The sequence below is a fragment of the Pseudomonas sp. BF-RE-22 genome, assembly GCF_019956155.1.
Taxonomy (GTDB): domain Bacteria; phylum Pseudomonadota; class Gammaproteobacteria; order Pseudomonadales; family Pseudomonadaceae; genus Aquipseudomonas; species Aquipseudomonas migulae.
Map to the genome: position 1 here is coordinate 62,424 of NZ_JAHBDD010000019.1, position 14,308 is coordinate 76,731.

The 14,308-nt window shown below is 60.1% G+C and carries 11 protein-coding genes; 6 read left to right on the top strand and 5 right to left on the bottom strand.

Annotation, left to right across the window (positions count from 1 at the left end):
* Positions 1-230 precede the first annotated feature (230 nt).
* From KGA82_RS12010 to KGA82_RS12025, 4 genes are all read left to right on the top strand, one after another.
* Positions 231-632, top strand: coding sequence for a PaaI family thioesterase (locus tag KGA82_RS12010; RefSeq protein WP_008028682.1), 402 nt, complete (start codon positions 231-233; stop codon positions 630-632).
* A gap of 57 nt (positions 633-689) precedes the next feature.
* Positions 690-1,178, top strand: coding sequence for a GFA family protein (locus KGA82_RS12015; RefSeq protein WP_223450447.1), 489 nt, complete (start codon positions 690-692; stop codon positions 1,176-1,178).
* Positions 1,179-1,284: 106 nt separating this feature from the next.
* A complete protein-coding gene (locus tag KGA82_RS12020) occupies positions 1,285-3,534 on the top strand; it encodes a TonB-dependent siderophore receptor (RefSeq protein WP_223450448.1) in 2,250 nt (749 codons plus the stop codon).
* Positions 3,535-3,692: 158 nt separating this feature from the next.
* Positions 3,693-4,481 (top strand): MipA/OmpV family protein, encoded by a 789-nt coding sequence (locus KGA82_RS12025; protein ID WP_223450449.1) that lies wholly within the window; start codon positions 3,693-3,695, stop codon positions 4,479-4,481.
* Positions 4,482-4,595: 114 nt separating this feature from the next.
* Here KGA82_RS12025 and KGA82_RS12030 read toward each other — a convergent pair whose 3' ends face one another.
* The 3 genes from KGA82_RS12030 to KGA82_RS12040 form a co-directional block, all read right to left on the bottom strand.
* Positions 4,596-5,882: an ATP-binding protein gene (locus tag KGA82_RS12030; protein ID WP_223414479.1), complete on the bottom strand. Its 1,287-nt coding sequence runs from the start codon at positions 5,880-5,882 to the stop codon at positions 4,596-4,598.
* Positions 5,883-6,590 carry a winged helix-turn-helix domain-containing protein gene (locus tag KGA82_RS12035; protein WP_032828732.1) on the bottom strand — a complete coding sequence of 236 codons (708 nt, stop codon included), beginning with the start codon at positions 6,588-6,590 and terminating at the stop codon, positions 5,883-5,885.
* 236 nt (positions 6,591-6,826) lie between these two features.
* Positions 6,827-7,435 carry a tRNA-(ms[2]io[6]A)-hydroxylase gene (locus KGA82_RS12040; RefSeq protein ID WP_223450450.1) on the bottom strand — a complete coding sequence of 203 codons (609 nt, stop codon included), beginning with the start codon at positions 7,433-7,435 and terminating at the stop codon, positions 6,827-6,829.
* Between the two features lie 160 nt (positions 7,436-7,595).
* On the opposite strand from KGA82_RS12040, the gene KGA82_RS12045 reads away from it, so the two are divergent.
* Entirely contained in the window at positions 7,596-8,459 is an 864-nt protein-coding gene (locus KGA82_RS12045) for a universal stress protein (RefSeq protein WP_008028696.1), read from the top strand.
* Between the two features lie 102 nt (positions 8,460-8,561).
* Here KGA82_RS12045 and KGA82_RS12050 read toward each other — a convergent pair whose 3' ends face one another.
* Positions 8,562-9,032: a DUF1289 domain-containing protein gene (locus KGA82_RS12050; protein ID WP_008028699.1), complete on the bottom strand. Its 471-nt coding sequence runs from the start codon at positions 9,030-9,032 to the stop codon at positions 8,562-8,564.
* Positions 9,033-9,440: 408 nt separating this feature from the next.
* Between KGA82_RS12050 and acnB the strand changes: the two genes are divergently transcribed.
* Positions 9,441-12,050: a bifunctional aconitate hydratase 2/2-methylisocitrate dehydratase gene (gene acnB / locus KGA82_RS12055; protein ID WP_032832425.1), complete on the top strand. Its 2,610-nt coding sequence runs from the start codon at positions 9,441-9,443 to the stop codon at positions 12,048-12,050.
* A gap of 173 nt (positions 12,051-12,223) precedes the next feature.
* On the opposite strand, the gene KGA82_RS12060 is transcribed toward acnB, so the two are convergent.
* Positions 12,224-13,885: a SulP family inorganic anion transporter gene (locus KGA82_RS12060; protein ID WP_223450453.1), complete on the bottom strand. Its 1,662-nt coding sequence runs from the start codon at positions 13,883-13,885 to the stop codon at positions 12,224-12,226.
* Positions 13,886-14,308 lie beyond the last annotated feature (423 nt).

Consider the following 14,308-nt stretch of genomic DNA (forward strand, 5'->3'; position numbering starts at 1 on the left):
GCTGACCGGGTGAACGGTGGGCGTCCAGAGGGACCGCGTTATCGTTCATCGCTAGCAGGCTAGCTCCCACATTGGATCTCCAGTGTTCAGGAGACCACTGTGGGAGCTAGCCTGCTAGCGATAAGGCCTGAATATTCACCACCAGGCCACCCGCCCATCACCCTTCTTTATCCACCATGACTTCCCCCAAAACCCGGCGCATGTTGATACCTCAACCGGAGGGATTCGCCATGCTTGATGCACTCAAAAAGATCAACTCAACGTCCGCCTTCAACCGCTGGGCCGGTTTCGAGGTCACTCGCACCGAGCCGGGCGAGGTGGAACTGACCCTGGCTTTTCGCGAGGCGGATATGGCGCAATACGCAGGTTTTCTGCATGCCGGCCTGATTGGCGCGCTGCTCGATACCGCCTGTGGGTTTGCGGCCGGAACGGTCGCTGGCAATGTCCTGGCATCGCATTTTTCGGTGAATTGCCTTGCACCCGCCGTCGGTGAAGTGTTCATTGCGCGCGGCCAGGTGGTGAAGTCTGGCAAGAAGCAGGTGTTTGCCCGTGCCGAACTGTTCGCACAAACAGGGGATCAGTTGAAGCTGGTGGCAACCGGCGATGCGATCCTGGTGCCGATCCAGCAATGAACCACCGGTTTTCGGGGCGGTCAGGGAAGTAACAGCCAATCATTTGGAGGTTCTGCCATGCGACTCGAAGGCTCCTGCCACTGCGGCGCCGTGTCGTTCAGCCTGACCAGCGCCCACCCCTACCCTTACCAACGTTGCTATTGCTCGATCTGCCGCAAGACCCAGGGCGGTGGCGGTTACTCGGTCAACATCGCGGGCGATGCCGCCAGCCTCAAGGTGCGCGGTCGCAAATCCATCGCGATCTATCACGCACGACTCAAGGACGAAGATGCCAAACGCGCACACCGCAGCACGGCAGAGCGGCACTTCTGCTCGGTGTGTGGCTCGGGCTTGTGGCTGTTCAGCCCTGAATGGCCGGAACTGATTCACCCGTTCGCCTCGGCCATTGATACGGCGTTGCCGGTGCCACCCGAGTACACGCACGTGATGCTCAATTCGAAAGCGCCGTGGGTGGAGGTTGCGGCGCATGCCGGTGATCGGCAGTGCGAGATCTGGCCCGAGGAGTCCATCGCACAGTGGCACGAGCGACTGGGTCTGGCTCACTAATCAAAACTTCGATTTTTTTCACACGGCAGTTCCCCTTTGCGTTTTTCGTTCGGTTAACCCTCAGAAGCCTTTCACTTACCGATCGATTCGATACAAAGGGATCTCCATGTCGCACCCAATTGCTGCGCGTTTTCGTTTTGCCCTGTGCCCCTTGGCGCTGGCCCTTCCGGCCGCTCTGCTGAGCCTTGCCTCCACCGCCCATGCCGCCGAAACGGCCACCGGCAAAACGGCAGCCAAGGACGATGGCGTGCTGCAACTGGGTGCGACGAACATCAATGGTGTCGCCTTGGGCGCGACCACCGAGGACACCCATTCCTACACCACCGGCTCAACGTCTTCGGCCACCGGCCTGCCGTTGTCGCTGCGTGAAACACCGCAATCGGTCACGGTGATTACCCGTCAGCAAATGGACGATCGCGGTGTGCAAAGCATCAGCGATGCGTTGCGTAACACCCCCGGTGTTTCGACGCAGAAGTACGACAGCGACCGTACCGAGTTTTCCGCCCGCGGCTTTGCCATCACCAACTTCCAGTACGACGGGGTCAACCAGCCGTACGACGGTGTTTATGGTGAAAACCCGAACAACAGCGACGACTCGGCCAGCCTCGACCGCATTGAGGTCGTCAAGGGCGCGACCGGCCTGATGACCGGCGCTGGCGACCCGTCCGCTACCGTCAACCTGATTCGCAAGAAGCCGACCAAAGAGTTCAAGGCCTCGATCAGCGGCACCGTCGGTTCCTGGGACAATTACCGCACCACTGGCGATATTTCCGGTTCGCTGACTGACTCGGGCAACGTGCGCGGGCGCTTTGTCGGCGTGTACCAGGATAAAGATTCCTACATTGACCACTACAGCCAAAAGAAAGACCTGTACTACGGCATCCTCGAAGCCGACCTGACCGACGATACCCTGCTGACGTTCGGCATCGACAAGTCCAGCGCCACACCTCGCGGCAGTTCCTGGACCGGCAACCCGACGTATTTCTCTGACGGCGGCCGTACCGACTTCTCCCGCAGCTTCAACCCGGCAGCTGACTGGAGCCGTCGTGATTTCGACGAAATCACCTACTTTGCAACACTGGAACAAGCGCTGGCCAACGACTGGAAATTCAAAGCCAGCCTCAGCGAGAAAACCACCGATCACGACACCCAACTGGCCTCGGCCAGCTACGGCAATCCGGACCGCGCTACCGGTGATGGCATGTCCTTCTTCTGGGGTCGTTTCGAAGGACATCGCGTGCAGGACACGGCCGACGTGAACGTCTCCGGCCCCTTCACGCTGGGCGGTCGCGAGCATGAACTGGTGGCCGGCGTCATGACGTCCCACTCCCGCCAGACCGGTTCCACCTACGACATCAGCGCCTTCGAAAGTATCCCGGGGAGCATCTACGATTGGGAAGGTCATGTGGCGAAACAGGAGTTCCCGGTCAACGGCAAGTACGAACGCACCCAGAGCCAGAACGGTGCGTACCTCGCCACCCGCCTGCGCCCGACCGATGATCTGTCGGTCATCCTCGGCAGCCGCCTGAGCACCTTCAAGTACAACGAAGACTACCGCTACAACGCGAGTTCACCGCTGGACGACACCCACGCGAGCTACAAGGAACACGGCATAGTCACGCCTTATGCCGGCGTGGTCTACGACCTGAACGATGTGTACTCGGTGTACGCCAGCTACACCTCGATCTATCAGCCACAGACCTACAAGGATGCCAGTGGCGTGACCCTGGCACCGGTTGAGGGCGACAGCTATGAAACCGGCCTGAAAGCCGCTTACTTCGATGGCCGGCTGAATGCCAGCCTGGCGTTGTTCCGCATCGAGCAGGACGGCGTCGCCGAGCAGACCGGCACCAACGCGATCACCAACGAAGGCATCTTCAAAGCCGTCGACGGCACCACCACCAAAGGTGTGGAACTGGAACTGGCCGGCGAGCTGACCGAGGGCTGGAACCTGACGGCCGGTTACACCTACGCACGCACCCGTGATAAAGACGAACAGCGGATCTTTGGTTACCCGCTGTCCACCACAAAGCCTGAGCACGTGGTACGGACGTTTACCACCTATCGCCTGCCTGGCGCCCTGGACAAAGTGACCGTCGGCGGCGGCATCAGTTGGCAGAGTGCCTCCTACGGCAAAATCTACAGCGCTCCCGCTGGCGACTACACCCGGATCAAACAGGGCGGCTACACCCTCGTGGACCTGATGACCCGTTACCAGTACAACGAGCACCTGAGCTTCACCGCCAACGCCAACAACGTCTTCGACAAGAAGTACCTGGCCGGCCTGGGCAACTTCGACACAACGTTCTACGGTGAGCCGCGCAACCTGATGCTGACCACCAAGTGGGACTTCTAAGCTGAACTTGTAGCGAGGGATTTACGCCCTCGCCACAGGCGACTCACCGCTCGCCAACCCCGTTCACAGTCTTTGACAGTTTTGCGACAAAGCTGCCAAAGATTGCCGGGCGTCACCCGCCTAGCATGGGCGCATCCACTATCACCCAGGGTGCTCCCATGTTTCGTTCGCTGTATTTGCCGTTGACCTCTTTTTGTCTGCTCATCCCCTCCACCTCCTTGTATGCCGAAGACTGGCACTACAGCCTGCGCGCCGGCGCTGCCAGTGCGCCGCGTTACAGCGGCAGTGATGAACGCGTGGTGGCGCCGCTGCTGGGCGGCGAAATCGTCAGCCCTTATGGTTTCTTTCTCGACACGCAAAAGGGTCTTGGCTGGGCGTTTGACGAAGAGGACTTCGGCCTCAGCGTCTACGTCGGCGCAAGTGATGTGCGCAAGGACCGTAAAAGCGGTTTCAAGGGCTCGGATGAGCTCAACGGTATGGGCTCGATCAAGTCGCGTCCCTTGCTGGGGCTGGACGGGACCTATCACATGGGGCCGATCATTCTCGGCGCCAGTTATGAACATGCGCTTGAAGAAGACGAGGACGAACACGACACCGGCTCAGCCTGGAACCGATTGAAACTGAGCATCAGCGCACCGTTTTATGAAGGTGACTACGGCAAGGTCGTCGGCAGCCTGAACAGTCAGTTCGGCGACAGCAATTACATGCGCACCTGGTATGGCGTGAGCAGCGCTCAGGCGTCGCGCAGCAAGTTCAAGGCGTATGACACCAAAGGTGGCCTGGTGAGTCGGGGGGCGGATCTGACCTGGTCGCTGCCGATCAACGATGAATGGAGTTTTACCACGGTGCTGGCGGTGCAGTACCTGGGTGGTAAAGCGGCGGACAGTCCGATTGTCGAGCGTCGGATGCAGACTTCGGTGGCTGGGCAGGTCGTTTACAGCTTTTGATTTGAGGGTGTTGCTGAAGGCCCCTTCGCGGGCAAGCCTCGCTCCTACACGGTACGCGTACAAACTGTAGGAGCGAGGCTTGCCCGCGAAGGGGTCCGCAAGAGCAACACACAACTAATCCTGATGCACCCAGGTCATGCGAAACGACGCCCCGCCCCACGGCGAATCCGCCACTTGCACTTGCCCGCCATGAGACTGCGACACCCGCCGCACCAAGGCCAGGCCCAGGCCGAAGCCACCCGTGCGGCGATCCCGACTGGCGTCCAGGCGCGAGAACGGTTCGAAGATTTTCTCCCGCCCGTCCACCGGCACGCCCGGCCCGTCGTCGTTGACCTGGACTTCGTAATGATCACCGGTGCGCACCAACGACACCTCCACTCGCTCTTCGGCATAGCGAATGGCATTGCGCAGCAGGTTGATCACCGCGCGCGCCATGAAGCGTGGCTCGATGCGCACCTCATCGACCCGGCACTCGACAATCAACAGTTGCACCCCGGCCGCCTCGGCCTCCAGCGCCACGCTGCCGACCACGCTGTCGAGCCAACTGTTGGCCTGAATATTCTCCCGGGTAATGACCGTGGCACCGCGCTCAAGGCTGGCGTAGGTCAGCAGCTCCGAGACCATTTCTTCCAGTTCGCCGAGGTCGGCGTACATGTCGGCAATCAGTTCGCGACGCTGGCTCGGATCGGATTGTTGCTTGAGCTGATCGAGTTCGAACGACAGCCGGGCAATCGGCGTGCGCAATTCATGGGATACCGCGTTGGTCAGCTCACGCTGATTGGCGATCAGGCCTTCGATGCGCGCAGCCATCAGGTTGAAATGCTCGGACAAGTCGCGAATGTTCGAGCGCTTGGACAGCTGGATCCGCGCCGACAGGTTGTTGTCGCCAAAGCGCTCGGCGGCGAGACGCAGTTTCTCCAGATCTCGCCAGTGTGGGCGCACCCAGAATAACAACACGAAACCGATCATCACCGCGATCATCAAATAGGCCGCGGCAATGTAGAACGGCATCAGGCTCGGCTCGGCCGGCAGCTTGATGCTGAGCAACTGCGAACCGTCGTCAATGCGCGAGATGAACTGCGTGTACTTGTCACGCAGCACCAGCAGGCCTTGGGCCAACTCGGCTTTTTCCTGATCGGTCAGGGCCAGTTGATCCGTTTCGACCAGGCTCAGGCCCAAACCGTAGTGAGGGCGCACAGTTTCCAATTGGCGTTCCCGCGCCGGACCGTCCAGGCCGCGCAACTGCTCCACCAGCGACCAGGCCTGACCTCGCACCGCCTCGCGGTTGTAGCTCTGCATTTGACCGGCGAGCAGCGCATCGAACGTGCGCTCGACGGTTTGCAACCCCAGTACCAGGCCAACCGTCATCATCACAAACAGACCGAGAAATAACCGCAGCATTTACAGCTCCCACGCGAACGGATTGAACAGGTAACCCTTGCCCCAGATGGTCTTGATGCACACCGGTTCACGCGGGTTGTCCTTGAGCTTGCCGCGCAACTTGCTGATGTAGACGTCGACGCTGCGGTTGAGGCCGTCGAAGGCGATCCCGCGCATGCGGTTGAGGATGTCGTCGCGGGACAAAATCTTGCCCGCCGCGCTGGCCAGCAACCACAGCAATTCGAATTCCATGGTGGTCAGCTCGATGCCCTCACCCGCCAGGCGTACTTCGCGACAGCTGCGGTCGATGCTCAGATGGCCGAATTCCAGCGAGCTGCAGACTGTGCTGTCCGGCGTTTGCCGGCGTTGCAACGCACGCAGACGGGCCAGCAATACCGGCGGCTTGATCGGCTTGATCACGTAGTCGTCGGCGCCGGATTCCAGGCCGAGGATGTGATCGAGGTCGTCTTCCTTGGCGGTGAGGATGACGATCGGCGTATCGGACACGCTGCGAATCTCGCGACACACGTGCAGGCCACTCTGACCCGGCAGCATCAGGTCGAGTACAACGATTTTCGGTTTGAAGTCGAGGAACGCGGCCAACGCGAGGTCGCCGCGATGCACCTGTAACACCTCAAAGCCATGTTGGGACAGGAAGTGCGCGATCAGCCCGGCAAGCCTTTCGTCGTCTTCCACCAGCAGAACTTTGCCAAAACCCAGGTTATCCATAACGAACGCGTGCCAACTCTTGTGTGAAGTGGACGGCATTATGGCGTCAATCAGCGTCGGGGCGGCGATTGCAGGCAGCAAAAACCGGCCTCTGGGGCCGGTTTTCAGTGATCTTTCATACTCTTAAGAGTTTTTAACAATTGCGCTGCAAAAGATCGCAACTAACTGTAGGAGCACGGCTTGCCGGCGAAGGCGATCTCAAGGACGCCTTCGCCGGCAAGCCGTGCTCCTACGGGTCATGCGGCGGCTGGAACACCGCTGTGGAAGCGGAACTCCACGTCCGGCGATTCGATCAGTTCCTGCTCGGCAGCGCGGACCCGCTCGATCACCTGAGCGATGTCCTTGGCGTCACCGTACTGGTACGCCAGTTTCAGGTAACCCTGGAAGTGCCGCGCCTCGCTTTTCAGCAGACCGAAGTAGAACTTGCCCAGTTCCTCGTCCAGATGCGGCACCAACGCCTCGAACCGCTCGCAGCTGCGGGCTTCGATAAACGAACCGACTACCAGGGTATCGACCAGCTTGACCGGTTCATGGCTGCGCACTACTTTGCGCAAGCCAGAGGCGTACCGCCCGGCCGACAGCTGGCGCAGCTCGATCTTGCGCTTCTTCATCAGGCGCATGACTTGTTCGTGGTGCACCAGCTCTTCCCGGGCGAGCCGCGACATCAGGTTGATCAGATCGACGTGGGAGTGATACTTGGCGATCAGGCTCAATGCCGTGCTGGCCGCCTTGAATTCGCAGTTCTTGTGGTCGATCAGCAAGGTTTCCTGATCGGCCAGCGCGGCCTGGACCCAGCCGTCAGGGGTGCGGCAACCGAGGAACTCGTGAATTTCGGGAAGGATCATGGGGCTCACGGACAAAAGGTTCAAAACGAAGGGCGCCGATTATACCGGCCCGCCGCCAGACCACCAGCCACGACCGTTGATATGTATCAAGTCCCGGATGCGTGACCAGCAACTATAGTTGTGCAACGCCATGCTTTTTTTCCCTCTGGAGATCCCGATCATGCAAGCCATTCGCAGCATTCTGGTGGTCATCGAACCCGAACACTCGGAAAGCCTGGCGCTCAAACGGGCCAAGCTGATTGCCGGGGTAACCCAGGCTCACCTGCATCTGCTGGTGTGCGACCGCAAGCATGACCACAGCGGCATGCTCGGTGTGCTCAAGGCAGCGCTGCTCGCGGATGGCTACAGCGTGACCACCGAGCAGGCGTGGAACGAAAGCCTGCACGAAACCATCGTCGATGTGCAGCAGGCCGAAGGTTGCGGGCTGGTGATCAAGCAGCATTACCCCGACAGCTCATTGAAAAAAGCCCTGCTGACCCCGGCGGACTGGAAACTGCTGCGTTACTGTCCGACTCCGGTGCTGCTGGTGAAAACCTCGAAACCCTGGGCAGGCGGTGTGGTCCTGGCGGCGATTGATGTCGGCAATACCGATGACGAACACCGTCACCTGCACAACATCATCATCGATCACGGTTATGACATCGCCAGTCTGGCCAAGGCTCATCTGCATGTGGTCAGCGCTCATCCTTCACCGATGCTGTCGGCGGCGGACCCTACGTTGCAACTCAGCGAAACCATCGAGGCGCGTTACCGCGAACAGTGCATAGCGTTTCAAGCCGAGTTCGACATCGACAATGAGCACCTGCATATCGCGGAAGGTCCGGCGGATGTGTTGATTCCGTACATGGCCCACACGTTGGGCGCATCGGTGACCGTGATTGGCACGGTGGCGCGGTCCGGGATATCCGGCGCGTTGATCGGCAATACGGCGGAGGTGGTGCTGGATGCGGTGGAGAGCGATGTGCTGGTGTTGAAGCCGCAGGAGATTGAGGATCATCTGGAAGAGATGGTGTCTCATCATTGAGATTTGCGGAGCCCATCAGGGCGCCTTCGCGGGCAAGCCTCGCTCCTACAGGGTTACGTGTTCACCTGTAGGAGCGAGGCTTGCCCGCGAAGCTTTTAAGGGTTAACCGCCGAACGCATCCTTGAGGAATCCGGGCGCGATGTAACGCTGGTAATGCGCCTCGGAGAGCAAAAAGAACTCCCGATCAATCGCATCCCGCAGCTCCGGCAGGTTCCAGTCGCGAAACTCCGGCATCAACACCATCCCGTAGGCTTCCAGATTGTTGATCACCCGCGCGCCTCGGGCGATCAATTGATAGGCCCAGCAATACTCCGACTGATGCGGCACGAAGCGAATCTTGCGCTGCTCCAGTTGCAAACGCAGGCGCTGGGGATCGAAAACCTCCAGTTTGCTGGCCATCACCTGGGACAACAGTTGCTCCAGCCGCAGCCATACCGCGCGTTTTTCCTCCTCGTTGTAACCGTTCCAGTTGATCACTTCATGGTGGAAACGCTTGCAGCCACGGCAGACCAAGTCACCGTAAACAGTGGAGCAAAGGCCGACGCAGGGGGTCTTGATGGTCTGATTGGGCATAGGTCAACAAAGCACGGGAAAGCAGAACAGGCGGGCATGTTAGCCCTTTGTCTAACATTCATCACCCCTCAAAGTTGAGAGCCCAACTTACCTTTAAATTTTTTTTGCCGTAGAATCAGCCAGCCTTTTAAGGCGCCAATGTCCGTTAGAAGCTGTTTTCAAAGCGTCACGAGCACAGTCGTTCCTTCAGAGCGGTGTTGGCGAAGGGTTTTTCCAGCGGGGAAAAGCCCAACGCCAACCCTCATCAGCTCCCCGTTCTGCAGGCGTAAAACTTTGAAAGCAGCTTCTGTAAGGAATTGTCGGTAATTCTGGCTAAGTGGCCCACAACGCCACGCAGCGCATGAGTACGGCAGTTTCGGGATGAGCGTCCCGGACACCCATTTGGGACCACTGATGAGGGTAATAACTGTGCTTGAAGCCTACCGCAAACATATCGAAGAGCGTGCAGCACTGGGTATCGTTCCCCAGCCGCTTAACGCCGAACAAACTGCAGGCCTGGTTGAGCTGCTGAAGAATCCCCCGGCTGGCGAAGAAGCTTTCCTCGTTGACCTGATCACCAATCGCATTCCGCCTGGCGTGGACGAAGCGGCCTATGTAAAGGCAGGTTTCCTGTCTGCCCTGGCCAAAGGCGAAGCCACTTCCCCTCTGATCGACAAGAAACGCGCTGTAGAACTGCTCGGCACCATGCAGGGCGGCTACAACATCGTGACCCTGGTTGACCTGCTCGACAACGCCGAACTGGCTGCTGTCGCTGCCGCTCAGCTCAAGCACACCCTGCTGATGTTCGATGCGTTCCACGACGTCGCGGAAAAAGCCCGCAACGGCAACGAACACGCCAAAGGCGTGATCCAGTCCTGGGCTGACGGCGAGTGGTTCCGCAACCGCCCTGTCCTGGCCGACAAGATCAGCCTGCGCGTGTTCAAGGTCACCGGCGAAACCAACACCGACGACCTGTCCCCTGCTCCGGACGCCTGGTCCCGCCCGGACATCCCGTTGCACGCCCTCGCCATGCTGAAAATGGCCCGTGAAGGCATCGTGCCTGACGTCCAGGGTGTCACCGGCCCGATGAAGCAGATCGAAGAAATGCGCGGTCAAGGCTTCCCTATCGCCTACGTCGGTGACGTGGTCGGTACCGGTTCTTCGCGTAAATCCGCCACCAACTCGGTGCTGTGGTTCTTCGGCGACGACGTTCCTTACGTGCCGAACAAGCGTGCTGGCGGTTTCTGCTTCGGCAGCAAAATCGCTCCGATCTTCTACAACACCATGGAAGATGCCGGCGCACTGCCGATCGAATTCGACGTTACCAACATGAACATGGGCGACGTGATCGACCTGTACCCGCATGCTGGCAAAGTCTGCAAACACGGCACCGACGAAGTCCTGACCACCTTCGAAATGAAGACTCCGGTTCTGTTGGACGAAGTTCGTGCCGGCGGCCGTATTCCGCTGATCATCGGTCGCGGTCTGACCGACAAGGCTCGTGCTGAACTGGGCCTGGGCCCTACCGACCTGTTCAAACTGCCTGAAGCACCTGTCGACACCGGCAAGGGCTACACCCTGGCACAGAAAATGGTCGGCAAGGCTTGCGGTCTTCCAGAAGGCAAAGGCGTTCGTCCTGGCACCTACTGCGAACCGAAAATGACCACCGTCGGCTCTCAGGACACCACCGGTCCGATGACCCGTGACGAACTGAAAGACCTGGCGTGCCTGGGCTTCTCGACCGATCTGGTAATGCAGTCCTTCTGCCACACCGCGGCTTACCCTAAGCCGATCGACGTGACCACCCACCACACCCTGCCAGACTTCATCATGACCCGCGGCGGCGTTTCCCTGCGTCCGGGCGACGGCATCATCCACAGCTGGCTGAACCGCATGCTGCTGCCGGACACCGTCGGTACCGGTGGTGACTCGCACACCCGTTTCCCGATGGGCATTTCGTTCCCGGCCGGTTCCGGTCTGGTAGCGTTCGCCGCCGCCACTGGCGTTATGCCGCTGGACATGCCGGAATCGATCCTGGTGCGCTTCAAAGGCAAAATGCAACCGGGCGTCACCCTGCGTGACCTGGTTCACGCCATTCCTTACTTCGCGATTCAGGCTGGCCTGCTGACCGTCGAGAAGAAAGGCAAGAAGAACGCCTTCTCCGGCCGCATCCTGGAAATCGAAGGCCTGGACAACCTGAGCATCGAACAGGCTTTCGAGCTGTCCGACGCCTCGGCTGAACGTTCGGCTGCCGGTTGCACCATCAAGCTGTCGAAAGAGTCGATCACCGAGTACCTGAACTCCAACATCACCCTGCTGCGCTGGATGATCGGCGAAGGCTACGGCGATGCACGTACCCTGGAACGTCGCGCTCAAGCGATGGAAGCCTGGGTTGCCAACCCGGAGTTGATGGTTGCCGATGCTGACGCCGAATACGCTGAAGTCATCGAAATCGACCTGGCCGACATCAAAGAGCCTGTGCTCTGCGCGCCGAACGATCCGGACGACGCCCGTCTGCTGTCCAGCGTTGCTGGCGAGAAGATCGACGAAGTGTTCATCGGTTCGTGCATGACCAACATCGGTCACTTCCGCGCTGCCGGTAAACTGCTGGATCAGGTCAAGGGTCAGCTGCCAACCCGTCTGTGGCTGTCGCCGCCGACCAAGATGGACGCTCACCAACTGACCGAAGAAGGCTACTACGGCATCTACGGCAAGGCTGGCGCACGCATGGAAATGCCAGGCTGCTCGCTGTGCATGGGTAACCAGGCACGTGTAGAGCCGAACTCGACTGTTGTGTCGACTTCGACCCGTAACTTCCCGAACCGTCTGGGTGACGGCGCGAACGTCTACCTGGCTTCGGCCGAGCTGGCGTCCGTTGCGTCCATCCTGGGTCGCCTGCCGACCGTCGAGGAGTACATGGAATACGCTGGCAAGATCGACAGCATGGCGGCTGATGTTTACCGCTACCTGTCCTTCGACCAGATCGCCGAGTTCCGTGAAGTTGCTGCGAACGCCAATATCCCGGTCGTTCAAGCCTAACGTTACAACGCTGTAAAAAACGCCGCCCATCGTGAGATGAGCGGCGTTTTTTTATGCCCGAAAGGATTGCACCAATCCCCTGTGGGAGCGAGCCTGCTCGCGATAGCGGTGGGTCAGTCGATGCAGGAATTAACTGATCCACCGCTATCGCGAGCAGGCTCGCTCCTACAGGGTTATGCGGATAGCTTCAGGGCTTGTTGGACGGCAACATCGACACTCAAGCCGCTGAGAATCACCTGTTCCAGTTCCTGCGCCGGCAACTTCGACAGCGCCGCTTTTGCCTGATGCTTGAGCCGCGCCAGGATCAGCAGTTTGTCCTCGGCACGCACCTGCAAAAAGAACGCTTCCAGCGCTTCGATGCTGGTGCCGTCCAGATCGGGCGACTCTTCGAGACTGAGGATAACCGTATGCACCGGTGGCTGTGCATGCCGCGCCAGGCGCAATGCACCACCAAGAATGCGCTCCACATTGGCGAAAAACAGCGCCTCGCTGGGCCGCACGATCAGCACACCGGGGATTTCCTTCGCGTCGGGATGTCGTTGCAGGTCAATAAAATCGTGACCTCCGGCCATTTGCCCCAACACCTGGATGTCCGCCGACGACATCTGCTTGAGCATCAGCACCACGCTGATCGCCACTGCCAGCAGCAAGCCGTCCAGCACGCCCAGCACCAGCACCGCCGCCACCGCGCAAATCACCAGCAGGCGGTCGCGACGCCAGATGAAATACCGGCCCAACGGTTGAAGGCTCAAGCCACGGGCCAAGGCATGAATGACGATGGCGGCCAGCACCGGCTCGGGAGTCAGGGCGATCCACGACAACACCGTCAGGACGATGAGCAGCACCACCCCCGCCGCCACAGTCCCGGCCAGACGCGAACCGGCCCCCGCCGCTTCATTGGCCGATGTCGCAGAATAACCAGCGCCTGCGGGCATGCCATGAAACAGTCCCGATAAAAGATTGGCCGCACCGAGGGCCAGCAGATCGCGGTTGGAAGACACCCGGTCGCCGTGTTTGAGCGCAAACGAGCTGATCGAGCCGTAAGACTCGGCATACAGGATCATCACCATGGCGAACGCCAGTTCCCCCAGGCGCAACCAGTCAGTGAACGGCAACACCGGGAGCTGCGGCACTTCGAGACTCAGATCGATGACGCCGATCAACTTGACCCCGTAGGCCGGCAGGTCCAGCCATTGGCCCGCCGCGATGCCGAGCGTCACCACCAGCAAACCGCCAGGCAAACGCCTGACCCGCGCGCACATCCACAACACCAGCAACGCCACCGCCCCGACCAATGCCCCGACTTTATTCCACTGCGGCCACTGCTCCAGCAGTTGCGGCAGGAAACGGATCAGGTTGCCGGTGCTCAAGTGGACGTCGACGATGCTCGCCACTTGCTTGAGGATGATGGTCACGGCCAGCCCCACTGCAAAGCCGCGCAGCACCGGTTTGGCGATGAATGAAGTGACGCTGCCGAGCTTGAATAACCCGGCCAACAGGAAGAAACCTCCGGTCATCAGCACCAGGCCGATCGCCAGGCTCATGCGCAAGGCCGGATCGCCATTGGCCAGCGTGGCGGTGGCGGCAGCCAGAACGGCCGCTGACGACGAGGTCGCGGACACGATGGCAAACCGGCTGGTGCCGAACAGTCCGTAACACAGCAGCCCGGCAAACAAGGCAATCACCCCGGCCTGTGGCGGCAACGCGGCAATGCTGGAATAGGCGACCGCCTCGGGCAGCAACAACCCGGCAATCGACAGGCCGGCCAGTACGTCCAGCCAACGGTCAGGTGTATCGGCACGGGGTTGCGCCGATGCGCCGGGGGTACGAGCCATGTAGCGTCTCCAGAGACGGCGCTTTTCGACGCGCCGATGCAGCCGCAGCTTAGCTGTTTATCCTTGGGGACAGGTGCTCTGGATCAGGTGCCATGCCATAAAAACGCTGGCCGTGTGCATATCCGTTTTTTGGGTTGCGGCGGCTGGCGGTTTCGCCCTTACGGCGAGTCACTTTGGAAAAGCCCCAAAGTAACCAAAGGGCTCTTGCCCCTTTCGTTCGGTGCCTCGCTAATGCTCGCCATGCCCTCGCTCCGGTCCTGCTCCGTGGGCCCGCCGCGATCGGCCATCCATGGCCGTGCGCGGCTAACCCGGCATCCATGCCGGGTTGCCCACTGCGCAGAACCTCCACTCGGCCTCTCGAGGGGGCGCTCAGATCAAAAGCTGAAGGCGAGCTAACGCTCGGCCTGATGAGTGGTGAAGATC